The following is a 23,579-nucleotide window of genomic DNA, read 5'->3' as shown; positions in this document are numbered from 1 at the left end:
TCCAGCGATAACCGCCGCGCACGACCACGGGGGCGTGCGCAGCACGGGGACAGGACGCCCCGGACACCCGACCAGCCCCTTTGGGGCTGGTCGACGGTGGCCGTGGGGTCGGCCACCGACAAGGTGCCTCGGAAATATCCTCGCTTGCAACGCGGAAAACGGCCAGCCCGCTCAGTCGCGTGGCGTGATCGTCTGCAGTCGCCAGATGTCGCGGTTGTAGTCGCCGATGGTGCGATCTGACGAGAAGCGGCCACTGTGCGCACTGTTGAGGATGCTCATCCGCCACCACCGCTCGGGATCGCGATAGGCCGCAGCGGCCTGCTCCTGGGTGTCGACATAGCTGCGGAAGTCAGCCGCGGTCATCCAGGGGTCGTGCGGATTGCGGATCGACAGGGTGATGGCGTCGAAGATCCCCGGTTCGAAGCGGTTGAAGTACCCCGACTCGATCAACCCCATCACCTCGCGCAGCGCCGGATCGGCAGCGATGATGCCGTTGGGGTCGTAGTGGGCGCGAGTCGCCACGACCTCCTCGGCGGTGAGCCCGAAGAGGAAGAAGTTGTCGGCGCCGACCTGCTCACGGATCTCGATGTTGGCGCCGTCGAGGGTGCCGATGGTCACCGCACCGTTCATCATGAACTTCATGTTGCCGGTGCCCGAGGCCTCCTTGCCCGCCGTCGAGATCTGCTCGGAGAGGTCGGTCCCAGGGGCAATCACCTCCATCAGCGAAACCCGGTAGTCGGGCACGAAGGCCACCCGCAACAGACCGGCGGTATCGGGATCGGCATTGACCACAGCGGCGACGTTGTTGATGAACTTGATGATCTGCTTGGCCATCACGTAGCCGGGCGCGGCCTTGCCACCGAGCAGCACGCAGCGCGGGGTCCAGTCGCGGGTATCGCCCTGCTTGATGCGGTTGTAGAGATGGACGACGTGCAGCACGTTGAGCAACTGGCGCTTGTACTCGTGGATGCGCTTGACCTGGACGTCGAACATCGCCTCGAGCGGGAAGTCGACGTGACAGATCTGCGCCACCACCTCGGCCAGACGGCGCTTGTTCTCCTGCTTGATCTCGCGCCAGCGCGCGCGGAAGGCGGCATCCTCGGCCAGGGGGGCGAGCCCCTCGAGACGCTCCAGATCACACATCCAGTCACCGCCGAGTTCGGCGTCGAGCAGCCCCGCCAGCCCCGGGTTGCACATCGCCAACCAGCGGCGCGGCGTGACCCCGTTGGTCTTGTTGTTGAACTTCTCCGGCCAGAGCTCGTAGAAGTCGTGGAACAGCCCCTGTCTAAGCAGCTCGGAGTGCAGCGCCGCCACCCCGTTGACCGAGAAGCTGCCGACGATCGCCAGATAGGCCATGCGCACCTGCGGCTCGTGCCCCTCCTCGATCAGCGACATCCGCCGCAGTCGCTCGTTGTCGCCCGGCCAGTGCCGCTCGACCTCCATCAGGAAGCGGGCATTGATCTCGTAGATGATCTCGAGGATACGCGGCAGCAGCTGCTCGAACAGACGCACCGGCCAGCGTTCCAGCGCCTCGGGCAGCAGGGTGTGGTTGGTGTAGGCCATGGTCTCGCGGGTGATGCCCCAGGCGGTGTCCCAGGAGAGCTGATGCTCGTCGACTAGCTGGCGCATCAGCTCGGCGACCGAGACCGCCGGGTGGGTGTCGTTGAGCTGGAAGCAGTTGAATTCGGCGAAACGCGAGAAGTCCTCGCCGTTGAGCCGCGTCCAGTCGCGCAACACGTCTTTGATGCTGGCGCTGGCGAGGAAGAACTGCTGACGCAGGCGTAGCTCCTTGCCGTTCTCGCTGGCATCGTTGGGATAGAGCACCATGGTGATGTGCTCGGCCTGGTTCTTCTGCGCCACCGCCTCGGTGTAGCTGCCGGCGTTGAACTCGTCGAGATTGAAGTCGTCGGTGGCCGCCGCCTTCCACAGCCGCAGGGTGTTGACCGTATCGTTGCGATAACCGGGCACCGGGAGGTCGTAGGGCACGGCGAGCACGTCGCAGGTATCGACCCAGCGCACCGCCTCGCGCCCACGGTGATCGAGATAGCGCTCGGTGCGCCCGCCGAACTGCACCCGCTGGGTGAACTCGGGGCGCTCCAGCTCCCAGGGGTTGCCGTCGCGCAACCAGTGATCGGGCTCCTCGACCTGGGCGCCGTGCTCGATTACCTGACGGAACATGCCGTACTCGTAGCGCAGCCCGTAGCCGCGCACCGGCAACTGCAGGGTGGCACAGGAGTCGAGGAAGCAAGCCGCCAGCCGCCCCAGGCCACCGTTGCCGAGCCCGGGGTCGGGCTCGTTCTCGGCCAGCTCCTCGAGCTGGACGCCGAGATCGTGCAGGCCCTTGGTCAGCGCGTCCTCGAGCCCGAGGTTGAGCATGGCGTTGGACAGCGCCCGCCCCATCAGGAACTCCAGCGAGAGATAGTAGACCCGCCGGCACTTGTCGCCGTCGTAGGCCTGGCGGGTACGCTTCCAGCGCTCCATCAGCCGGTCGCGCAGGGTGATGGCGAGCGCCGCATAGGGGTAGTAGGCCGCCAGCGAGTCACTGTCGCGCCCCAGGGTATAGCCGTAATAGCGTTGGAAGTCCCGGGCGAGCCCCGCGGCGTCCATCGGCAGTGAGGGCAGATCGAAGAGGTGCTCGCTGAGCGGGTTCTGCAAGAGCGTCTTGTAGGGAGACATGGCGCACATGGGTCCTCAGTCGTGTGTGAAGATCGGCCGTCGGGCAGACCGCGACACGGCGGCTACCGAACACGACCCGGATCGCGATCGGATCCTCTGGGCAATAGCGTCAGCAAGGCGCGGGCCAGGATGTACGGCCCCACACGCGACTCACCGCAGACCATCATAGCCGCCGGTCGGGTCGACTCGATGAAGCCGTGCCCCACGGCGCAGCGACCGGCACTCAGTAATACAGCGTCACCAGCCGCCAGCCCACGCCCTGGAGGCGCAGTCGGATGTGTACCGTCTCGGCACCGGCGGCCACGAGCCGCGCGCTGAACTCACGGGGCGCGACGAACCAGGCCCCGGCGAGCTGATCGGTCAGGGCCTCGCCCGGCGGTGTCGCGGCCTGCAATCGCTCGCACACCCAGTCGCGGGTCACCAGCTCGTCGAGCGCGCCACGACCGTTACGCCGAATCCCCGACTCCAACCACTGGATGAAGCCATCGGAGAGTTCGCCGATCACCGTTTCGTGCTCCTTGTTGAGCCGATGGGCGATCTCGGCGCGGATCGCCGGCAGATCGACCAACCCGTCGAGTGCCGCGCAGTCATCCTCGGCCAGGGCGTGATCGATGCGCCACAGGGTTGCATAGGGCCAGACGCAATAGAGCGACAACAAGGTCAGCAGCGCCAACAGCAGCGGCCTCAGGAGCGTCCCCAGACCACGCCAGCGAGCGGCCGACCAGTGGGCGCGAAAACGAGAAGGATCGGGAAACAGCGGCATCATCGCGCGAGTCCGGCGCTCAACAGGTCTCCTGGAACTGCTCGAGTGCCTCGCAGACATCGAGCCACTCACTCTCGGTCGCCACCAGCTCGGCCTCGAGCCGGCGGTGTTCCTCCATCAGCTCGAGTAGCCGCGACTTGGCCGACTCCTCGTAGAGCGCGGGATCGGCGAGCGTCTGATCGAGCGTCTCGCGCCGCGTCGCCAGCTGCTCGAGCGCAGCCTCGAGACGCCGCTCGCGCTGGCGCAGCGGCGCCATCGCCTTGCGCTGCTCGGCGGCCTGACGGCGCTGCTCGCGCCGCTCGTTACCGGCGCGCGCCTGGGCCGGCTCATCGGCGCTGGCGCCCGCGGCCACTCGCCCGGCGAGCCAGGCGGGATAGTCGTCGAGATCCCCGGCAAAGGGCGCGACCTGGCCGTCGTCGACCAGCAGTAGGGTATCGGTGGTCACCCGCAGCAGGTGACGGTCGTGCGAGACCACCACCAGAGCCCCCTCGAAGCCCTGCAGCGCCTCGCTCAGAGCATGGCGCATCTCCAGGTCGAGGTGGTTGGTCGGCTCGTCGAGCAGCAACAGGTTGGGGCGCTGGTAGATGATCAGCGCCAGTGCCAGACGCGCCTTCTCGCCACCGGAGAAGGGCGCCACCGGATCGAGCGCGCGATCACCCGAGAAACCGAAGCCGCCGAGAAAATCGCGCAACTGCTGCTCGGTGGCCTCGGGATCGAGTCGGCGCAGGTGCATGAGCGGGCTGTCCTCGGCGCGCAGCGCCTCGAGCTGGTGCTGGGCGAAATAGCCGACACGCAGCTCCTGGGCGCGCTCACAACGTCCGGCGAGCGGCGCCAGCTCACCGGCGAGGACCTTGATCAGGGTCGACTTGCCGGCGCCGTTGCGCCCGAGCAGGCCGATGCGGTCGCCCGGCTCGAACCCCAGCCCGACCCCGTCGAGGATCACCCGATCGGCATAACCCGCGCGCAGCGCGTCGAGCCGCAACAGCGGGCGCGGCAGGTGCTCCGGGACGGCGAAGGCGAAGCGGAAGGGCGAGTCGACATGGGCGGGGGCGATCAGCTCCATGCGCTCGAGCGCTTTCAGCCGACTCTGCGCCTGACGCGCCTTGGTGGCCTTGGCGCGGAAGCGGTCGACGAAGCCGCGCATGTGCGCGATCTCGCGCTGCTGGCGCTCGTGGGCGGCCTGCTGCTGGGCGAGACGCTCGGCGCGCTGACGCTCGTAGGCCGAGTAGTTGCCGGTATAGAGGGTCAGGCGACGCTGTTCGAGGGCGAGCACCTGACCGACCACGGCATCGAGGAAGTCGCGGTCGTGCGAGATCAGCACCAGGGTGCCGGGATAGGCCCGCAGCCAGCCCTCGAGCCAGATCACCGCATCGAGGTCGAGATGGTTGGTCGGCTCGTCGAGCAGCAGCAGGTCGGAGCGACACATCAGGGTCCGCGCCAGTGCCAGGCGCATGCGCCAGCCACCCGAGTAGCTGTTGACCGGGCGGCGCTCGTCGCCGGGGGCAAAACCCAGACCGTGGAGCAACCGCGCCGCGCGGCTCTCGGCGCCATAGCCGTCGATCGCCTCTAGTCGACCCAGCCACTCGGCGTGACGCAGCCCGTCGCCGTCGGCCTCGGCGCGGGCCAGCTCGCGCTCGATCTCGCGCAACTCGCGGTCACCGTCGAGGACGAATTCGATCGCCGCGCGCTCGGTGTCCGGGGTGTGCTGGGCGACATGGGCGATCACCCAGTCGGGCGGCAGCGAGACGGCGCCGGCATCGGCGCCAAGTTCGCCGAGCAACAGCGCGAACAGGCTCGACTTGCCACAGCCGTTGGCGCCGACCAGTCCCACCCGCTGGCCGGGATAGACGGTGACGTCGGCGCCCTCCAGCAGCAGGTTGGGGCCACGGCGCAGGCTGAGCTCTTGAAGTTGCAGCATGATGATCCGGTATCGGTTGCGAACACTGTGGTGCGCGGGCGAGAGGCCCGCGCGATGCGTCTTCAGGGCCGCTCGGCGGCGCGGTCGAGACGGCGATAGCCGATCGCCTCGCCGAGATGGGCCGGGGCGATCCGCGGCGCGCCCTCCAGGTCGGCGATGGTGCGCGCGACCTTGAGCACCCGGTGATAAGCGCGCGCCGAGAGCCCCAGTCTGGCCATCGCCTGCTCCATCATCCGTACCCCCGCGGCCTCGAGCGCGCAGTCGCGCTCGAGGCCAGCGGTATCGAGCGCGGCGTTGGCGCACCCGGCGCGGTGCTGCTGGCGCTCACGCGCCGCGCACACCCGCGCGCGCACCGTCGCCGAGTCCTCGGCCTGCGGGGCCGAGGGCGCGAGCAACGCGCCGAGTTCGACCCGCGGCACCTCGAGCTGCAGGTCGATGCGATCGATCAGCGGCCCCGAGATCCGCGCGCGATAGCGCGCGACCTGCTCGCGACTGCAGTGACAGCGTCCACCGGGGTCGCCGAGATAACCGCAGGGGCAGGGGTTCATCGCCGCCACCAGCTGGAAACGCGCCGGGAAGCGTGCCTGACGCGCCGCCCGCGAGATGTCGATATGACCCGACTCCAGCGGCTCGCGCAGCACCTCCAGCACCCGCCGGTCAAACTCCGGCAGCTCGTCGAGGAACAGCACCCCGTGATGCGCCAGCGAGATCTCGCCCGGACGCGGGTTGCCCCCACCGCCGACCAGGGCCACCGCCGAGGCGGTGTGATGCGGGGCGCGGAACGGTCGCTCGCGCCAGCGCACCGGATCGAACGGCGTGCTGGCGCTCACCGAGCGGATCGCCGCGCTCTCCAGCGCCTCGTCCTCGCTCAACGGCGGCAACAACCCCGGCAGCCGGCTCGCCAGCATCGACTTGCCGCTGCCCGGCGGGCCGATCAGCAGCAGGCTGTGGCCGCCGGCGGCGGCGACCTCAAGCGCCCGCTTGGCCTGCGCCTGACCGCGCACCTCGCGGAGATCGGCGCCAGTCGGCGCGGTGACGATCTCGCCCCCCTGCGGGTGCGGCCTCAGCGCACGCACCCCGGCGAGATGCTCACAGACCTCGCCGAGATGCTCGGCCGGGAGCAGCTCGAGCCCGCCGACCAGCGCCGCCTCCTCGGCATTGGCGCGCGGCAGGATCAGGGTGCGTCCAGCCGCGCGCGCGGCCAGCGCCGCGGGGATCACCCCGGTGACCGGGCGCAGCGCGCCGGAGAGCGCCAGCTCGCCGAGACACTCGCAGTCATCGAGCCCGGCGGCACCGAGCTGTCCCGAGGCACCGAGGATACCGAGCGCGATCGGCAGGTCGAAGCGCCCGCCTTCCTTGGGCAGGTCGGCGGGAGCGAGATTGATGGTCAGGCGACCGTCGGGGAAGCGGAAGCGGGCATTGAGCAGCGCTCCGCGTACCCGCTCCTTGCTCTCGCGCACCGCAGCCTCGGGCAACCCCACCAACGACAACGCCGGCAGTCCCGAGGAGAGATGGACCTCGACGGTGACCGCCGGGGCCGAGATGCCCACGCAGGCGCGGCTGTGCAGGGTGCAGAGCGCCAACGCCGGATCGCGACCGGGTCAGTCGGCGTTCGACCGACGCGCGCCGAGCGCCTGCTCGAGCGCCGCGACCTGGGCCTCGAGCGCCATCACCTTCTCACGGGTACGCGCGAGTACCGCCGACTGCACGTCGAACTCCTCGCGGGTCACCAGATCGAGCCTGGAGAGCCCGGATTCGAGCGAGGCCTTGACGTTGCGATTGATGTCTTCCTGCAACATCTGCAGGCCTTTGGGCATGTTCGCGGCGAACCGCTGGGCCAGGTCGTCGAGTTGCTTGGGATCTAGCATGATCGATTCCTTCGGCGCGAACACACCGGTCCGCGCGCGCTGTGGGTGGGGTTGGACGAGGCCGCCGACCGCTTCGCGGGACGACGACAAGAACCGCGCAGAGGCGCCCTTGGGCCCACATTATAGGTGTGTCGCACGGTGCCGTCTGCGCCGATCGACGGTGCTGTGCCGCCTTCTTTTGGTGCGCTAATCTGACCGCCGACACCCAACCGGCACCAATCCGGTGCACTCTTCTGTTGCCACTTTGGCACATGATGCCGAAAAGCGTCTCCAACACGCCTCAAACGGCAACTGGCACGCGATGTGCTGATGTCCACTGAACGTTTTCGCGTCCCCGGCTCGACCCAACAGCCGACTGCGGCGCACATGGACGGCAACCGCCACGACCCAACGCAAGCAAACAGAGGTATCAGTCAATGCAGCAAGCACGCATCGGCGCCATCCTGACCGCCACCGCACTGAGCGCGGCGCTCATGCCCTGGCAGGGCGCGAGTGCCGAGGGCCCGCACTCGGTGAGCGCCAACATCGGCGTGGTCAGCAACTACATCTGGCGCGGCCAGAGCCAGACCGATGACCAGGCCGCCGTCCAGGGCGGACTCGACTACGCCCACGAGAGCGGCTTCTACGCCGGCACCTGGGCCTCCAACGTCGACTTCGGCGACAACACCAGCTACGAGCTCGACGCCTATCTCGGCTTTGCCGGCAACATCACCGACGAACTCGGCTACGACCTCGGTGCCGTCTACTACGCCTACCCCGACGGTCGCGACAGCGACTTCGCCGAACTCGCCGCCAGCCTCAGCTACCGCTGGCTCACCGCCGGCATTGCCTACACCGTCTACGGTCAGGCCGACGGCGCTCCGGGGGTGAACAACGACGAGGCGCTCTACATCCAGGGCGATCTCTACTACCACGCCAGCCTCGACTTCACCCTGCCCTTCGACCTCGGCCTGACCGTCTACGGCGGCTACACCGACTTCGAGTACAACGACGGCGGCAACGACTACGGCCACTGGGGCGCCTCGATCAGCCGCGAGGCCGGCGACTTCGGCACCTTCAGCCTGAACTACGACCAGGTCGGTCGCGACACCTACGACGACGACCCCAAGGTCTGGGTGGGCTGGAACAAGGAGTTCTGAGCAACGCCACACGCGCTCGCCCCCAACCCCGGACCGGAGCAGGGATTCCGGTCCTCACAGGAGTTCATTCGCGATGAAACTTGTTGCAGCCGTCATCAAACCCTTCAAGCTCGACGACGTGCGCGAGGCGCTCGGCGACATCGGGGTCTCCGGCATCACCGTGATCGAGGTCAAGGGCTTCGGTCGCCAGAAGGGCCACACCGAACTCTACCGCGGCGCCGAATACGTGGTCGACTTCCTCCCCAAGATCAAGCTCGAGATCGCCGTCGACGACGGCATGGTCGACAAGGTGGTCGAGGCGATCAGCACCGCCGCCCGCACCGGCAAGATCGGCGACGGCAAGATCTTCGTGTTCGACCTCGACCAGGTCACCCGTATCCGCACCGGCGAGACCGGTCCGGACGCGCTTTGAGCCAGGCAGTGCTAGGAGATGTAACGGTGAATCCGATGCGACATTCGACGACCCTGCGCGCGCCCCTGCTGGTCGCGCTGCTGCTCTCGCCCCTGCTCGCCTGGGGCCAGGACGACGCCGCGCTAAGCGCCGGCGACACCGCCTGGATGCTGACTGCCACCGCGCTGGTGCTGTTCATGACCCTGCCCGGCCTGTCGCTGTTCTACGCCGGTCTGGTGCGTGCCAAGAACGTGCTCTCGGTGCTGATGCAGTGCTTCGCCATCGCCTGTCTGATGAGTCTCTTGTGGGCCGTCTACGGCTACAGCCTGGCGTTCACCGACGGCGGTGCCAACAACGCCTGGATCGGCGGCCTCGAGCGGCTGTTCCTCGCCGGACTGCAGGTCGACACCCTCTCCGGGAGCATCCCCGAGTCGCTGTTCATGACCTTCCAGATGACCTTCGCCATCATCACCCCGGCGCTGATGGTCGGCGCCTTCGCCGAACGCATGAAGTTCTCGGCGATGCTGATCTTCATGGCACTGTGGCTGACCCTGGTCTACATCCCCATCGCCCACTGGGTCTGGGGTGGCGGCTGGATCGGCGAGATGGGCGCGCTCGACTTCGCCGGCGGCACCGTGGTGCACATCAATGCCGGTATCGCCGCGCTGGTGGCCGCCATCGTGCTCGGCAAGCGCAAGGGCTACCCGACCACGGCGATGCCGCCGCACAACCTCGGGCTGACGGTGATGGGCGCGGCGATGCTGTGGGTCGGCTGGTTCGGCTTCAACGCCGGCTCCGAACTCGCCGCCGACTCCACCGCGGCAATGGCGCTCACCGTCACCCAGCTGGCCACCGCCACCGCGGCGCTGACCTGGATGTTCGCCGAGTGGATCAGCCACGGCAAACCCTCGGTGCTCGGCATCGCCACCGGCGCGGTCGCCGGTCTGGTGGCCATCACCCCGGCCTCGGGCACCGCCGGCCCGATGGGCGCGATCGTCATCGGCTTCAGCGGCGCGATCTTCGCCTTCATCGCCTCGACCAAGGTCAAGCACTGGCTCGGCTATGACGACTCGCTCGACGTCTGGGGCGTGCACGGCGTCGCCGGTATCGTCGGTGCCCTGCTCACCGGCGTGTTCGCCGCCCCGGCGCTCGGCGGCGCGGGCCTGGCCGACGGCGTCGACGGCATCGGCGCCCAGGTGTGGATCCAGTTCGTCTCGGTGATCGCCACCCTGGTCTACGGCGGTATCGTCAGCCTGCTGCTGCTGCTCGGACTCAAGGCCACCATCGGGCTGCGCGTCGACGAGGAGCAGGAGACCGAGGGTCTCGACCTCTCGCTGCACGACGAGCGCGGCTATATCCTCTGACCCCGCCACCACGGCGAGCGGCTCCGGCCGCTCGCCCCGCTCCCTGCGCGGCGCCCGGGCGTCGCGCCCAGTCCGATTCGGAGGTCCCTTCCGTGGAATCCACCACGCAGCTCGTCTATGCCCTGGACACCTTCTACTTCCTCGTCACCGGCGCCCTGGTGATGTGGATGGCCGCCGGTTTCGCCATGCTCGAGGCCGGGCTGGTCCGCGCCAAGAACACCGCCGAGATCCTCACCAAGAACATCGCCCTGTTCGCCATCGCCAGCACCACCTACATGGTGATCGGCTACGACCTCATGTACCCGACGGCGGGCAACGGCTTCGTCCCCGGTCTCGACTGGGGTTTCCTGTTCGGTGGTGACCACGACGCCGCGACCATCACCGCCGAGGGCCTCAACCACGCCCGCATGTCCGACTTCTTCTTCCAGGTGGTGTTCGTCGCCACCGCCATGTCGATCGTCTCGGGCGCGGTGGCCGAGCGCATGAAACTGTGGTCCTTCCTGCTCTTTGCCACCGTCATGACCGCCGTGATCTACCCCATCCAGGGCTACTGGAAGTGGGGCGGCGGCTGGCTCGAGGCGGTCGGTTTCAACGACTTCGCCGGCTCCGGCCTGGTGCACCTGTGCGGCGCCGCCGCGGCGCTCGCCGGCGTGCTGCTGCTCGGCGCGCGCCGCGGCAAGTACGGCAAGGACGGCTCGATCAACGCCATCCCCGGCGCCAACCTGCCGCTGGCCACGCTCGGCACCTTCGTGCTCTGGCTCGGCTGGTTCGGCTTCAACGGCGGCTCCCAGCTCGCGCTCACCGGGTTCGACAACACCAATGCGGTGGCGGCGATCTTCGTCAACACCAACATGGCCGCCGCCGGCGGCACCCTGCTCGGGCTGATCACCGCCCGGCTGCTGTTCGGCAAGGCCGATCTCACTATGGCCCTCAACGGCGCCCTGGCCGGGCTGGTGGCGATCACCGCCGAGCCGCTCACCCCCTCGCCGCTGTTCGCCACCCTGATCGGCGGTGTCGGCGGGGTGCTGGTGGTGTTCTCCATCGTCACCCTCGACCGACTGCGCATCGACGACCCGGTCGGCGCCATCTCGGTGCACGGCGTGGTCGGCATGTGGGGGCTGATGGCAGTGCCAATCACCAACGCCGGTGCCAGCTTCGCCGCCCAGGCGATCGGACTCGGCGCCATCCTCGGCTGGGTGTTCACCACCTCGCTGCTAGCCTGGCTGCTGATCCGTCTGGTGATGGGCCTTCGCGTCAGCGAGGAGGAGGAATACGCCGGCGTCGACCTCGGCGAGTGCGGTCTCGAGGCCTATCCCGAGTTCACCGCCACGCGTCGTGCCAGCTGACGCCTCCAACACCATGTTCTCGCGCTGCTCACTCCTCTGTTGTTGAGCATTCAGGGCCCCGTCAGGGGCCCTTTTTTTGGGCCGGCTCAGGCCGGAGCGAAACGGACCCTGACGATCCCCGGCAGATAGCGGCGCAACACCGGCACGCGTGCCACCAACCAGGTCAGCGCGCGCGTCAGACCGCGCGGGGCGACGAATTCGAGATCCTGGACCTCGACGAGATCGGGAACCCAGTCGCGCAACGTCGGCGCAAGCCGGTGCCGATCGATCCCCCAGGGCATCTTCGGGGTGCGGTAATGGGGTGTCTTCCACCAGCCACGCAAGGTGCGCCGCGACAGCCAGCCGGGGATGTGATCGAAGGCGAGCCAGGCTCCGGGCAGGCGCGTGGCCAGCTCGCGCAGCAGCCCGGCCAGCGCCTCGGGATCGAAATACATGAACAGCCCCTGGGCGGTGACATAGACCGGCCGACCCGACGGCACCCGATCGATCCAGCGGGTGTCGAGCGCACTCATCGGCAGATGCAGATGGCGCGCGTCCGGGCTGATGAAGCGCTCGCGGATGGCGATCGACTCGGGCAGGTCGACGCTCAGCCACAGCGCCCGATCGCTGTCGAGACGGAAGCGCTGGGTCTCCAGCCCCTCGCCGAGATTGACGATGACGCCATCGGGATGGGCATCGAGAAAGGCGCGCAGCTCGGCGTCGAAGATCGCCGAGCGCACGCCGTGGGAGTAATCGGCCGGACCGAAGGCGCGCTCGTAGTCGTAGTCGAGCGCGCGGTGGATATCCAGGGCCCGGGGATCACGGATCACCCCGTCGGCGCGCGCCGCCTCGCTGGCACGATTGTGCAGCGTCCACAGCATGGTCTCCGGGACATCGGTGAGGTTGGGAACGTGTCGGGTCGTCATCGGCAGGTCTCTCGGTGGAAGACGGCCGCAAGGGCTCGGTCTCGCGCCCGCCATGTCATGGAAAAAGGAAGGGGGACGCGGGCACGCACCCGGTACGGACCGGGGCGCGCCCGCGCGCCGGATCAGGCCGGCAGTGGCGAGTCCTTCAGGTGCCAGTCCTTGGTCGCCTGCTGGGCATCCCACATCGAGCGGTAACGTCCGGCGGCATCGAGAAGCTCCTGATGTCGCCCCTGCTCGACCAGTCGACCGTCCTCGATCACCAGGATGCGATCGGCGGCGGCAATGGTGGAGAGACGGTGGGCGATCACGATCACCGTCTTGGCGCGCACCAGGGCATCGATGGCACGCTGTACCGCCACCTCGCTCTCGGTGTCGAGCGCGGCGGTGGGCTCGTCGAGAACGACGATCGGCGCGTCCTTGAGCAACGCGCGGGCAATCGAGATCCGCTGCCGCTCGCCGCCCGAGAGTCGTCCGCCGATCTCACCCAGACGGGTGTCCCAGCCCTGCGGTAGGCGCTCGATGAACGACAGGCACTGGGCGGCACGCGCCGCGGCCTCGACCTCGGCGTCGGAGGCCGAGGGGCGGGCCATGCGGATGTTGTCGCGGACCGTGTCGTCGAACAGGTAGACGTCCTGGAACACCGCCGAGATCAGCCCGTTGAGGGTCTTCGGCGGAATCGCCCGCACATCCACACCACCGATGCTGACCCGTCCGGCCTGGGCGTCGGCATGACGCATCAGCAATCGGGTGAGGGTGGTCTTGCCCGAACCCGAGGGGCCGACCAGGGCGGTGAGGCTGCACGGCGCCAACTCGGCATCGATGCCCTGGATCACCGGCTCGGCGCTCTGCGCATAGGTGAAGGAGACGCCCTCGAAACGGATGTCATACTGCTCCGGGATGCGCTCCGGGGTCTGCTGCGCCAGCGGCTCGATCGCCAGCAGTGCCTCGATGCGCTCGAGCGCCGCCTCGATCAGGCTGAACACCTTGGTGAAGGTGATGAAGTTGGCCAGCGGCTCGGCGAAGCGCACCACCATCACCATCACCGCCGCCAGCACCGCCAGGTCGAGCGAGCCCATCACCACCCAGGTCGTTCCGGCAGCGACCACTAGCAGCAGCCCCAGCTCGACCACGCTGGCGACGATGATCGCCGGCTTGGCGCCGGCGCGCTCGGCCGCATCCTGGGTCGCACGCAGATGCGCGAAGCTCTCTTGCAGCCGCTCGGCCTTCTCGCCCTCGCAACAGGCCGCGCGCAACACCGCCAGCCCCTGGGTGTACTCGAGGATGTCGGCATAGGTGCGGCTGTGGGCGGCGGCGACGCGCCGCTTGTCACGGTCCTGCGCGGGGCGGCGGCGACGGTAGAGCGGCACGATCGCCGGAAACACCAGCAACAGGATCAACCCCACCCGCCAGTCCAGCCACAGGGTGACCAGCGCCGCCACCAGCGGGGTGACCACTGCCCCGGCGATCATGTTGAACACCGTCAGCGCGTAGTTGAGGTTCTCGTCGACGTTGCCGAGCAACATCGAACTCAGCTCGCCGGTACGCTTGTCCTGCAACCGTTCGAGCGGCATCCGCCGCAGCTGCTCGCCGAGCTGCAAACGCAGCGCATGGGTTGCCTGCGACATCCGACCATCGAAGTCGAACCCCATGGCGCGCCAGCGCACCACGGTGGCGAGCACGGCCAGTGCGGTCATCCCGCCCAACCAGGCGAGCGCCGTCGACCACTCCGGCTGCGGACGCAGCAGCACGACGAACAGCGGCAGCATGCAGGCCAGCGCCAGCCCCTGCAGCACCGCCGCCACCACCAGCCCGAGCAGGCTCGTACGCAGCCCGCGAGCGTGCTCGCCGGCGGTACTCAGCAAGCGCTGATAGGTCGTGCGCCAGGGCACCAGGGTGAGGCGCTCGGTATCGTCCTGGGTCAGGGTCTCGGCGTTCATGCGGGGGTCTCCTCACTGGCGGTGGGTGCCTGCTCCTCGACGGCGTGCGCGCCCAACGCCCACTGCTGGGCCTGGGTGTAGCTGCGCCACAGCCGGGCATAGCGACCATCGTGTTCGAGCAGCTCGTGGTGACGGCCACGCTCGACCAGCCGACCGCGGTCGAGCACCAGGATCTGGTCGGCGTCGCGGATGGTGGAGAGACGATGGGCGACCAGGATCACCGTCTTGCCGCGCATCAGGTGCGAGAGCGCGCGCACCAGCGCCGCCTCGTTCTCCGGGTCGGCGAAGGCGGTGGCCTCGTCGAGCACCAGGATCGGCCGGTCCTGGAGGATGGCGCGGGCGATGGTGATGCGCTGGCGCTGCCCGCCGGAGAGGAAGAGACCGCGTTCGCCGACCTGGGTGTCATAGCCCTGCGGCAACGCCATGATGAAGTCGTGCGCCTGGGCCGCGCGGGCGGCAGCGACCACCGCGTCCATATCGACCTCGGGCATGCCGAGACGGATGTTGTCGGCGATCGAGCTGGCGAACAGGAAGGTGTCCTGGAAGACGAAGGCGACCTGATGCATCAAGATCTCGGGGCGCATCTCGCGGACGTCCACTCCGCCGACCAGAATGCGTCCGGAGGAGACATCCCAGAAGCGCGGGATCAATCGCGCCACCGTGGTCTTGCCGGCACCCGAGGGACCGACCAGGGCGGTGACGGTACCCGGCTCGACGCGGAAATCGAGACCGCTGAGCGCCGCCGACTCGCTGCCCTCGTAGCGGAATTCGACCGCCTCGAAGGTCACGCTGGTATCGCCCGCAAGCGGGTCGCGTCCCTGCTCGGGCAGCGGCAGCACCGGCAAGCCTTCGATCTGCTCGATACGACCGATGCTGAGCTTGGCCTTGTCGACCAGGTGCATCAGCGACATCAGCGGCATCATCGCCTCGGCCATCCCGGTGCCGACCAGCAACACCGCCAGCCAGGTGGAGAAGCTGAGCGTGTCCTGCCAGACCAGCAGCACGCCGCACCACAGCAGCACCACCAGGGTCGGCAGCGGGTTGAGCACCGCCAACCCGAGGCGCGCCGACAGCCCGGCCTCGCGATACCAGCGGGTAACGATATCCAGGTACTCCACCAGCGCGTGCTGATAGCGCCCGAAGGTGGCATGACCACTGTCGAAGGTCCGCACCACCGGCATCGCCTGGACGAACTCGATCACCGCGGCACCGACCTGTTCGCGGGCCAGATGGTAACGACGACTGAGTTCGCCGCGATTGCGCATCGCCAGGTTCATCGCCATGAAACCGAACACCAACACCGCCAGCGCGCCGAGCGCCAGACGCCAGTCGAGCCACAGCAGGGCCACCAGGGTCAGCACCGGGGCGACATAGGCACGGGCGTAGAGCGGCGTGCTGTCGGCGACGAACACGTGCAACTCCTTGACGTCGTCCTGCATCACCTTGGCCAGGGCACCGGCACCGAGGTGCTGGGCCTCGCCGAGCGAGATCCGCGCCATGTGCTGGCTGAGTCGGGTGCGCAGCACCTGCTCGAGGCGGAAGGCCGCCGAGTGCGACTGGAGGAAGGCCTGCACTCGCAGCACATAGGCGACTGCGGTACAGCCAATCGCCCCGAGCAACGCGGTCCAAGGTGAGGCATCGGTGTCCTCGACCAGACCGTGCACCAGCCAGGCGAGCAGTCCGAGCGCGCTCAGGGCGAAAAAGGTGGAAAGGGCCGACAGCAGCATGGCGAAGCTGATCTGGCCGCGAACCGGGCGCATCACCGCCCAGGGGCTCGTGCCGACTGGCGCTGCGCCTGAACTCTGATCCGGGTCGGTATTCATCGATGACCTCTACAGATGAGTGAAATGGACAGCTCACCCCGGACGCGCTCCGTCCGGCGCGAACCCCGAGGTTCAGAACAGGTGGCTCACCCCGAGCCCGAGAACTCGCCCCTGTGCTGGCAGACCGAAGGAGATATCGCCCGGAACCGCGTAGGCGTAGTGCTCGTAATCGGTATCGAGCAGGTTGTCGCCCCAGACGTAGAACTCGGTATCGTCGAACATCAGGCCGAGACGCAGGTCGAGCTTGTGGTAGGCCTCGAGATCGATGCGGTTCTGGGGATCGGCCGGGCGCTCGCCGACATAGCGATGGGTCAGTCGGGCATTGAGCAACGGCGCCGCGCCGCCGGGGAAGGACGCGATCGCCCGCTGCCAGGACAGCGACACCAGACCGCTCCAGTGCGCCACGTCCGGCACGCCGTTGCCGGCCTCGACTCGACCGCCCTGGACTCCGAGGACGTCCTCGGTGATGGTCGCGTCGGTATAGCTCAGCCCCGCCGAGAGGCTCAACCCAGCGCCGATGCGCCAGTTGCCCTCGAGTTCGGCACCCTTGCTCTCGGTGTCGGCGTTGACCGCCTGGGTGGCCATGGTCAGGTAGTCGAAACCGAGCAGATGGTCATCCGCGACACGGTTGTAGAAGAGCGCGCCGCTGAGATCGAAGCGCCCGTCGAGTGCATGGTGCTTGAAACCGATCTCGAGGCTGTCGACGGTGGCGGCGCGATAGGGCTCGCTGTCGGCGATCTGGGTGGCGAAGTCGTTGAAGCCGCCGGACTTGTAGCCGCGCGCGGCGACGGCATAGAGATTGGTCGACTCGCTCAGGGTGTGCGAGAGCGCCAGGCGGCCGGTGTCATAGCTGTCGCTGAGACGGCGTCGATCGACCGAGACCGAACCCGGATTGCGATAGGTGGCGCCGTAGCGCTTCTCCTCCCAGGTATGACGCCAACCGGCGGTGAGTTTCCAGGCGTCGGCGAGCGGATAGGTCAGCTCACCGTAGATCGCCTCGCCGTGGGTATCGAAGCGACGGTCGTACTGCGTCCCCTGCATGATCGACGAGTCCCAGGTACGCTCCGAGCGCGACAGGTTGAGACCCGCCACCCAGAACACCTCGGCACCGGGCAGCGACGACAACCGCAGGTCCTGGTTGAACACCCGCTCGTCACCGATATCCTGGGCGCGGATCTCGATCGGCGCGCCGAACATCTTCTCGCTCACCCGGGTGCCATACGCCTTGTGGATATCGATATCGGCGTTGGTCAGCGAGGTGATCGCGGTCAGCCGTCCCCAGTCGAGCTGGTGGTTGAACTCCAGCGAGTGACGCTCGACGACCTTGCGGTTGTCATCGATCGACTCGGGCGAGAGATCGACCAGCGGGGGATCGCCATAGGGTCTGAGCACCATGACGGGGGCGGCACCATCGCGCTGCTGACGCTCCGAAATCAGCAGCAGCGAGGTCTCGGCAGTCGGCTCCCAGAGCAGGCTGGCACGCGCCGCGAAACTACGCTCATAGGTCAGCGGATCACCGGTGCGCTGGTTCTCGATCCAGTTGTCACCACCCTCGTGACGGATCGCCACACGCGCCATCCACTGCTCCGAGAGCGCGCCACCGAAGGCCGCCTCCTGGAGCTGTTGACCGGCCTCGCCTCCCTCGATGCGCACATAGCCCTCGGCCTCGCGGCTCGGGCGACGCGAGCGAACGTTGAGCGCGCCGGCCTCGCTGTTGCGACCGAACAGGGTGCCCTGCGGCCCCTTGAGCACTTCGATACGCTCGACGTCCAGGGTCGCCATCGCGGCATGGCGGCTCGACATCGGCACGCCGTCGAGATTGATCACCACCGAGGTGTCCTCGGCACTGACCTGATAGAGCGAACCGACACCACGGATGCGGATGTTGGCATCGTTCGCCCCGCCCCATGAATTGACGTCGACCCCGGGGGTCTGACGCAGCACCTCGCCGAGATCCAGCAGGCGCTGCTCCTCGATGGTCGAGGCATCGATCACATCGACGCTGAAGGGGACTTCGGCGAGCGACTCTTCACTCAGACGCGAGGTCACCGTCAAGGTATCGAGCTGTACCGCATCACTGCTGGCGGCTACCCCCTGCAGGGGCAGCGAGACACCGAGGATCGCGCTCGCGATCCGACGACGTCGGTTCGAATACCGCATACGAGTCATCTCCATTGGTCGCCGCGAGCAGCCTGCGGGTCGAGGACCCGGCGCATGACGACCTCGGGCGACCGGCGAGGGACATCGGCAGAGAGATTCAGGGGGTCATGAGCACACGGACCTTGCGGTCTAGATCCCATGGCGCGGAACCGAGATCATCCGGACGGAAGGCATCCGGCTGAACTCGGCCCCTGTCCCGTGCCGATCCTGGCGAGGTGAGATGGACGATCAGCGCCTTACTTCGCGTACATGACAATTATTCTCATTAACGCGCGCATATGCTGCCCGGATCGGGAGCGCAATCCCCGAATCGGGACGCGGCATGGCGCCCCGCAGGAGCATGCCTCGAGCGGCGCTAGACAAGACGTACGCCGTTCAGCCGGCGCATGGCCCGGGCGGACGCCCGGGCGGCGGGAGGATCAGTCGGTCGCGGCGAGGGCGCGACGCAGGAACTCGGGCTGGGCGAGTGCGCCCTGGTGGATCTCGGCGTTGTAGTAGCGGGTCGCGAAGGGCTTGGCGCGGGCGTCCTCGAGGCGGAAGCGATCGAGCGCGACGCCCTTGCCGGCCATGGTCGCGCTCCACCAGCCGGAGGGATAGATCGGCTGCGGGAAGCACAGCGTCTGGGTGGTGTCGAAGCCGCCCTCGCGCAGCGCCTGGTGCATGTCGCGCAGCAACTGGGTGTGATAGAGCGGCGATTCGCTCTGCTGGATGAGGATGCCGCCGGGGGCGAGCACGCGCTCGCAGTCGGCGAAGAAGTCGCGGGTGAACAGCCCCTCGGCCGGACCCACCGGATCGGTGCTGTCGACGATGATCAGATCGAGGCTCGCCGGCGCGGCCTCGCGGATCCAGCGCACCCCGTCCTCGAACAGCAGCTGCGCACGCGGATCGGCGTTGGCCTCGGTGAGCTCGGGGAAATAGCGCTCGGCGAGCCGGGTGACGCGCTCGTCGATATCGATCTGCACCGCCGACTCGACCCCGTCGTGACGCAGCACCTCGCGCAGGGTACCGCAGTCGCCGCCACCGATGATGCACACCCGCCGCGGCGCGGCATGGGTGAACAGCGCCGGGTGCGACATCATCTCGTGATAGAGGAAGTTGTCCCGGGTCGAGAGCATGGTGCAGCCATCGATCACCATCAGATGGCCGAAGCCCTCGGTGTCGTAGATCTCGATGCGCTGATAAGGGGTCTGCTCCTCGTGCACCCGGGCGCGCATCTTCAACGAGAAGGCGGAACCGTCGGTCGCGACGACCTCGGAGAACCACTGATTGGGATCGAGCATGGACATTCCTCTGCGATATGGGGTCGGGAGCCAGGCCCCCGCGACGGTGGACGTCGACGCGCGGGGCTAGGGCCGGTCGTCGAGATTGGCCGGACACAACACCTCGCGCATGATGCCGATCAGCTCGAGCAGCTGGGTGTTGCGGATCCGGTAATAGATCCGGTTGGCCTCCTTGCGGGCGACCACGATGTTCTTGTTGCGCAGCTGTTCGAGATGCTGCGAGATGTTGCTCTGTGAGGTGCCGACGCGCTCGACGATCTCGCCGACCGAGAGCTCGCGCCCGCCGAGCGAGCAGAGGATCTTCCAGCGCAGCGGATGGGCCATCGCCTTGAGTGCGTTGGCGGTGAGGGTGGCATCTTCCTCGTCACCGGGGCCTGTGGGCGAAACCGGATCGGTCATCGTGCATCCTCCTCAGGATGGTTGCCGCGCCTGCCCCGGCGCGGGTGCGGGCGCGTCCGGATCGACCCGGACATAGCCGCTCATGTTCTTGGCAATACAGATGATATCGCTGATCTCGCCCCGGGTATTCCTCACTGCGGTGCGCGAGAACAGGATCGGCACCCGACGACCGTCGCTGGCGATGAAACGCGCCTCGATCTTGCTGAGCGCGCCGGTGCGGATCAGCGCCTCGAGCCAGGTGCCCATGAAGGCCCCGGCCTGCTCGTCGGCCTCCTCCTCGAAGACGTCCCCGATCGCCATCCCGCGCAGCGCCGTCTCCTCGTAACCGAGCATGTGGCGTGCGGCCGGGTTGGTGAACTTGATGGTGCCGTCGGGGGCGAGCACCAGCAGCGCCTCGCCCATGTAGGTGAGGATGTTCTCCAGGTACTGGCGCGCCTCGGCCAGCTCGCGGGTGCGCTCGGCGACCTGCTGCTCGAGCTGGCGGTTGAGCCCGCGCTCCTTCTCGATCAGGCGGAAATAGGTACCGATCTTGTTGATCAGCAGGTCATCGTCGATCGGCTTGAGCAGATAGTCGACCGCACCGACGGCGAAGCCCCGCTGCTGAAAGGCCTCGGACTTGAAGGCGGCGGTGAGGAAGATGATCGGGATGTCGCGGGTGCGCTTGCGCAGCTTGAGCATCGAGGCGGTCTCGAAGCCGTCCATCTCCGGCATCTGCACGTCGAGGATGATCAGATCGATGTCGGCGTGCTCGTGGGTGAGATCGAGCGCCTGCTGCCCGGAGCTGGCCTCGAGCACCGCACAGTCGAGATGACGCTCGATCAGGGTGCGCAGGGTGAAGAGGTTGTGTGCGTGATCGTCGACGATCAGCAGCTTGAATCCGGCATGGTGGCTCATCATCGCTCTCCTCGCGCCGCGCCGCCCGATCCCGTGGCGGCACGGCCGGTCTGGTGTGCATCCCGCGCCGACGCGGCCCGCGCGCCACGCACCTCGGCGAGCAAGCGATCGAGCCGATCGTCATCGACGGACTTGGCGAGCAGCGCGAGCACACCGGCCTCGCGACAGGGCTCGGGCGACGGCGCCTCGGCCTCGCCCAGCAGCACCACCGCGGGCGCGGCGCCCCGGCACTGCGCGATCAGGCCGTGGATGCTATCACAGCACTCTCCGGGCGCCCCGGTGAGCGCCAGCAGCATCAGCATGCAGCCCTCGCCCTCCTCGGCCAGGGTCTCGCGTGCCTCCTCGAGATCGGCGGCGGTCTGCACCCGCAGCCCGCGCCGCCCCAGCGCCGCCGCCAGTCGCACCAACAACGGCACCTCGCGCGCGATCACCAGCACCCACTCGCCCCCGTCCTCGGGCGGGGCCGCCTCCGTCACGGCGACCGGGACGGCGGTATCTGCCGTGGTGGCGGGGGTGTCCTCGGTCGCCGGCGACGCATCGGGCGCACCGCCCGGCGCCGTGAGCGGCAGCAACAGGGTGAAGCACGCCCCGGCCCCGGGCGCGCTCTCGACACTGATGCGCCCGCCGAGCAGCGCGGCCAGCTCGCGACTGATCGACAATCCCAGCCCGGTGCCGCCATAACGGCGCCGGGTCGAGCCATCGGCCTGCTGGAAGGCCTCGAAGATCAGCCCCTGCTTGTCCTCGGCGATCCCGATCCCGGTGTCGGCGACGCTCAGCGCCAGCGGCAACTCGGGGTCGTTGCTCGGCGCGCAGCCGAGCAGGATATGACCGCGCTCGGTGAACTTGAGCGCGTTGCTGAGGAAGTTCTTGAGGATCTGGCGCAGCTTGTCGGCATCGCAGTGGATCAGGGTCGGCGCGCGCGGGTCGATCTCCAGACTCAACCGCACCGGCTTGTCGGCGAGCTGAGGCTCGATCAGCGCCACCAGCGACTCGAGCAGCGAGGGCAGCTCCACCCAGTCGGGGTCGAGTTCGACCTGACCGGCCTCGATCCGCGAGATGTCGAGGATGTTGTCGATCATCGTCCGCAGGTCGCGCCCGGCGGCGTGGATCACCTGAGCCTGCCGACGCTGCGCCGGGTCGAGCCCGCCGCTCTCGGCGGCGAGCATCTTCGACAGCAGCAGGATCGAGTTGAGCGGGGTGCGCAGCTCGTGACTGACGTTGGCGAGAAACTCCGACTTGTAGCGGTTGGAGCGCTCCAGCTCGCGAGTATGCGCCTGCTCGGCGCGCAGGTGCTCGGCATGGGTGTGCGCCAGCGCGGTGAGCTGGGCGCCGAGCGCGCGGATCTCGCGCGGGCCGCGCCAGTCAAAGCGCAGCGCCCGCCCCTCGCGCAGCACCTGGGTCAGCCCGCGGGTGAGCGACTGGCCGAAGCGCTCGAGCCGCCTGGCGATCAGCCGCGCCACCACCATCACCACCACCACCAGCGCGAGCATGATCGAGAGCACCCGCACCATCAGCGCGTCGCGGAAGGCATCGATCGGCGAAGGATCGACCGCGCGCCCGACCCACAGCGGCGCGCCGTCCTCGGTGAGGAACATCGGCACCCACAACAGCTGGCGTCCGGCACGCCCCTTCCACAGCGCCAGGTTGCCCGCGGTGAAGATGGCCTCCAGCCCGGAGAAGTCGACGAAGGCCTCGCCCAGGACGCCACCCGGTTGGCCGGGACGCAGATAGCTGCCGTCGTGGTTGACCCACAGGGTGTCGCGATAGAACTGCGCCAGCCCGCCGACATCGATCGCCATCACCACCGCCCCGCCCTCGTCACCGAGCCGACTGATCAGGCTCAGGGTCATCAGCTGGCGCTGATCGCGCTCGCCGGCCTCCTGGTCGATGCGGATGCGGCTGACCAGCACCGCCCCCGGCTGCAACGACAGCCCGGTGTCGAGGAAACGCGGCTCGGGCAGCAACGGCGGGCGTTCGGTGGCATGCCACTCCTGATCCTGTCGGTCACGCGCGAGCTGGAAGCGCAGCGCCCCGCTGTCGTCGACGAAGAGGATCTGGATGATGTCGCGCTGGTCGACGAGGATCTGGTTGACCCAGCGGGTATAGCGCTCGCGCGCCAGCGCCACCTGCCCGGGCTCGCCCCGGAGCCCGAGGATCAGCCCCGGCTCGGGCAGCCGCGCGAGCAACCGGATCATCTCGTGACGACTGGCCAGGTGCTGGTCGAGGTCGCGGAAGTCGGCGCGCAGGTTCTGCAGATAGGCGCGCTGATAGAACAACGCCGTGCGATCGAGCACCAGCGGCAGATTGATCGCCACCGCCAGCATCAGCGGGATCACCCCGAAGGCCAGCAGGAACAACAGGATATAGAGCCTCAGCTTCATCTCACCGACACCGCCGGACCGCCCGTCGAAACCGATCGAGGCATTGAACCGCAAAGACGCGCGGGATGCGAGTCATGGGCGAAAGTGAGACATGAACCGCAAAGACGCCAAGGACACAAAGAAGATCAATAAAGACAGCGGGATGAAACCTTTCGAGCGACCAGCCTTCACCCTCCATTCAGGAGCGACGATGGCACCGAGATCTCACCCGATCAAACCCACTTTGTGTGCTTGGCGTCTTTGCGGTTCAAACTCCCTCGCGGCTGGCGGCTGGCGGCTGGCAACTGGTAGCTGGCGACTGGTAGCTGGTAGCTGGTAGCTGGAGATCGTTTGAC

17 protein-coding genes are annotated in these 23,579 nt (G+C 68.0%); 4 read left to right on the top strand and 13 right to left on the bottom strand.

Annotated elements, in window-relative coordinates:
* Positions 1 to 171: 171 nt before the first annotated feature.
* The 5 genes from MARPU_RS00500 to ubiK form a co-directional block, all read right to left on the bottom strand.
* Positions 172 to 2,676, bottom strand: coding sequence for a glycogen/starch/alpha-glucan phosphorylase (locus MARPU_RS00500; protein WP_005222051.1), 2,505 nt, complete (start codon positions 2,674 to 2,676; stop codon positions 172 to 174).
* A gap of 223 nt (positions 2,677 to 2,899) precedes the next feature.
* Positions 2,900 to 3,442, bottom strand: coding sequence for a DUF2939 domain-containing protein (locus MARPU_RS00495; protein WP_005222052.1), 543 nt, complete (start codon positions 3,440 to 3,442; stop codon positions 2,900 to 2,902).
* A 16-nt stretch (positions 3,443 to 3,458) separates the two neighbouring features.
* The gene (locus MARPU_RS00490) at positions 3,459 to 5,357 is read right to left on the bottom strand and encodes an ATP-binding cassette domain-containing protein (protein WP_005222053.1); all 1,899 of its coding nucleotides are present in this window, start codon (positions 5,355 to 5,357) and stop codon (positions 3,459 to 3,461) included.
* 62 nt (positions 5,358 to 5,419) lie between these two features.
* Positions 5,420 to 6,940, bottom strand: coding sequence for a YifB family Mg chelatase-like AAA ATPase (locus tag MARPU_RS00485; protein WP_005222054.1), 1,521 nt, complete (start codon positions 6,938 to 6,940; stop codon positions 5,420 to 5,422).
* An 18-nt stretch (positions 6,941 to 6,958) separates the two neighbouring features.
* Entirely contained in the window at positions 6,959 to 7,225 is a 267-nt protein-coding gene (ubiK, locus tag MARPU_RS00480) for a ubiquinone biosynthesis accessory factor UbiK (protein WP_005222055.1), read from the bottom strand.
* A gap of 416 nt (positions 7,226 to 7,641) precedes the next feature.
* Between ubiK and MARPU_RS00475 the strand changes: the two genes are divergently transcribed.
* The 4 genes from MARPU_RS00475 to MARPU_RS00460 all read left to right on the top strand — a co-directional run bounded on the left by MARPU_RS00475 (position 7,642) and on the right by MARPU_RS00460 (position 11,465).
* Positions 7,642 to 8,364 (top strand): TorF family putative porin, encoded by a 723-nt coding sequence (locus tag MARPU_RS00475; protein ID WP_005222056.1) that lies wholly within the window; start codon positions 7,642 to 7,644, stop codon positions 8,362 to 8,364.
* Positions 8,365 to 8,437: 73 nt separating this feature from the next.
* Positions 8,438 to 8,776, top strand: a complete 339-nt coding sequence (locus MARPU_RS00470; protein ID WP_005222057.1) for a P-II family nitrogen regulator — start codon at positions 8,438 to 8,440, stop codon at positions 8,774 to 8,776.
* Between the two features lie 35 nt (positions 8,777 to 8,811).
* Complete coding sequence (locus MARPU_RS00465; protein ID WP_043762374.1) at positions 8,812 to 10,119, top strand: ammonium transporter; 1,308 nt, start codon at positions 8,812 to 8,814, stop codon at positions 10,117 to 10,119.
* Between the two features lie 92 nt (positions 10,120 to 10,211).
* A complete protein-coding gene (locus MARPU_RS00460; protein WP_005222059.1) occupies positions 10,212 to 11,465 on the top strand; it encodes an ammonium transporter in 1,254 nt (417 codons plus the stop codon).
* An 86-nt stretch (positions 11,466 to 11,551) separates the two neighbouring features.
* On the opposite strand, the gene MARPU_RS00455 is transcribed toward MARPU_RS00460, so the two are convergent.
* The 8 genes from MARPU_RS00455 to MARPU_RS00420 all read right to left on the bottom strand — a co-directional run bounded on the left by MARPU_RS00455 (position 11,552) and on the right by MARPU_RS00420 (position 23,244).
* A complete protein-coding gene (locus MARPU_RS00455) occupies positions 11,552 to 12,370 on the bottom strand; it encodes a class I SAM-dependent methyltransferase (protein ID WP_005222061.1) in 819 nt (272 codons plus the stop codon).
* A 122-nt stretch (positions 12,371 to 12,492) separates the two neighbouring features.
* Positions 12,493 to 14,307 (bottom strand): ABC transporter ATP-binding protein, encoded by a 1,815-nt coding sequence (locus MARPU_RS00450; protein WP_005222063.1) that lies wholly within the window; start codon positions 14,305 to 14,307, stop codon positions 12,493 to 12,495.
* Positions 14,304 to 16,130, bottom strand: a complete 1,827-nt coding sequence (locus MARPU_RS00445) for an ABC transporter ATP-binding protein (protein ID WP_005222065.1) — start codon at positions 16,128 to 16,130, stop codon at positions 14,304 to 14,306. Before MARPU_RS00445 ends, MARPU_RS00450 begins: the two co-directional genes overlap by 4 nt.
* A 72-nt stretch (positions 16,131 to 16,202) precedes the next feature.
* Positions 16,203 to 18,290, bottom strand: a complete 2,088-nt coding sequence (locus MARPU_RS00440; protein ID WP_005222080.1) for a TonB-dependent receptor — start codon at positions 18,288 to 18,290, stop codon at positions 16,203 to 16,205.
* A 419-nt stretch (positions 18,291 to 18,709) separates the two neighbouring features.
* Positions 18,710 to 19,570 (bottom strand): polyamine aminopropyltransferase, encoded by an 861-nt coding sequence (speE, locus tag MARPU_RS00435; protein WP_005222081.1) that lies wholly within the window; start codon positions 19,568 to 19,570, stop codon positions 18,710 to 18,712.
* Positions 19,571 to 19,636: 66 nt separating this feature from the next.
* A complete protein-coding gene (locus MARPU_RS00430) occupies positions 19,637 to 19,969 on the bottom strand; it encodes an ArsR/SmtB family transcription factor (protein WP_005222083.1) in 333 nt (110 codons plus the stop codon).
* Between the two features lie 12 nt (positions 19,970 to 19,981).
* Positions 19,982 to 20,863, bottom strand: coding sequence for a response regulator (locus tag MARPU_RS00425; RefSeq protein ID WP_005222085.1), 882 nt, complete (start codon positions 20,861 to 20,863; stop codon positions 19,982 to 19,984).
* On the bottom strand, positions 20,863 to 23,244 hold the full coding sequence (locus MARPU_RS00420) for a hybrid sensor histidine kinase/response regulator (RefSeq protein ID WP_005222086.1): 2,382 nt from the start codon (positions 23,242 to 23,244) through the stop codon (positions 20,863 to 20,865). Before MARPU_RS00420 ends, MARPU_RS00425 begins: the two co-directional genes overlap by 1 nt.
* Between the last annotated feature and the right edge of the window lie 335 nt (positions 23,245 to 23,579).

The sequence above is a fragment of the Marichromatium purpuratum 984 genome, from assembly GCF_000224005.2.
Taxonomy (GTDB): Bacteria; Pseudomonadota; Gammaproteobacteria; order Chromatiales; family Chromatiaceae; genus Marichromatium; species Marichromatium purpuratum.
The sequence above is the reverse complement of the archived record's forward strand: the minus strand, read 5'-3'. Positions and strand labels throughout refer to the sequence as shown.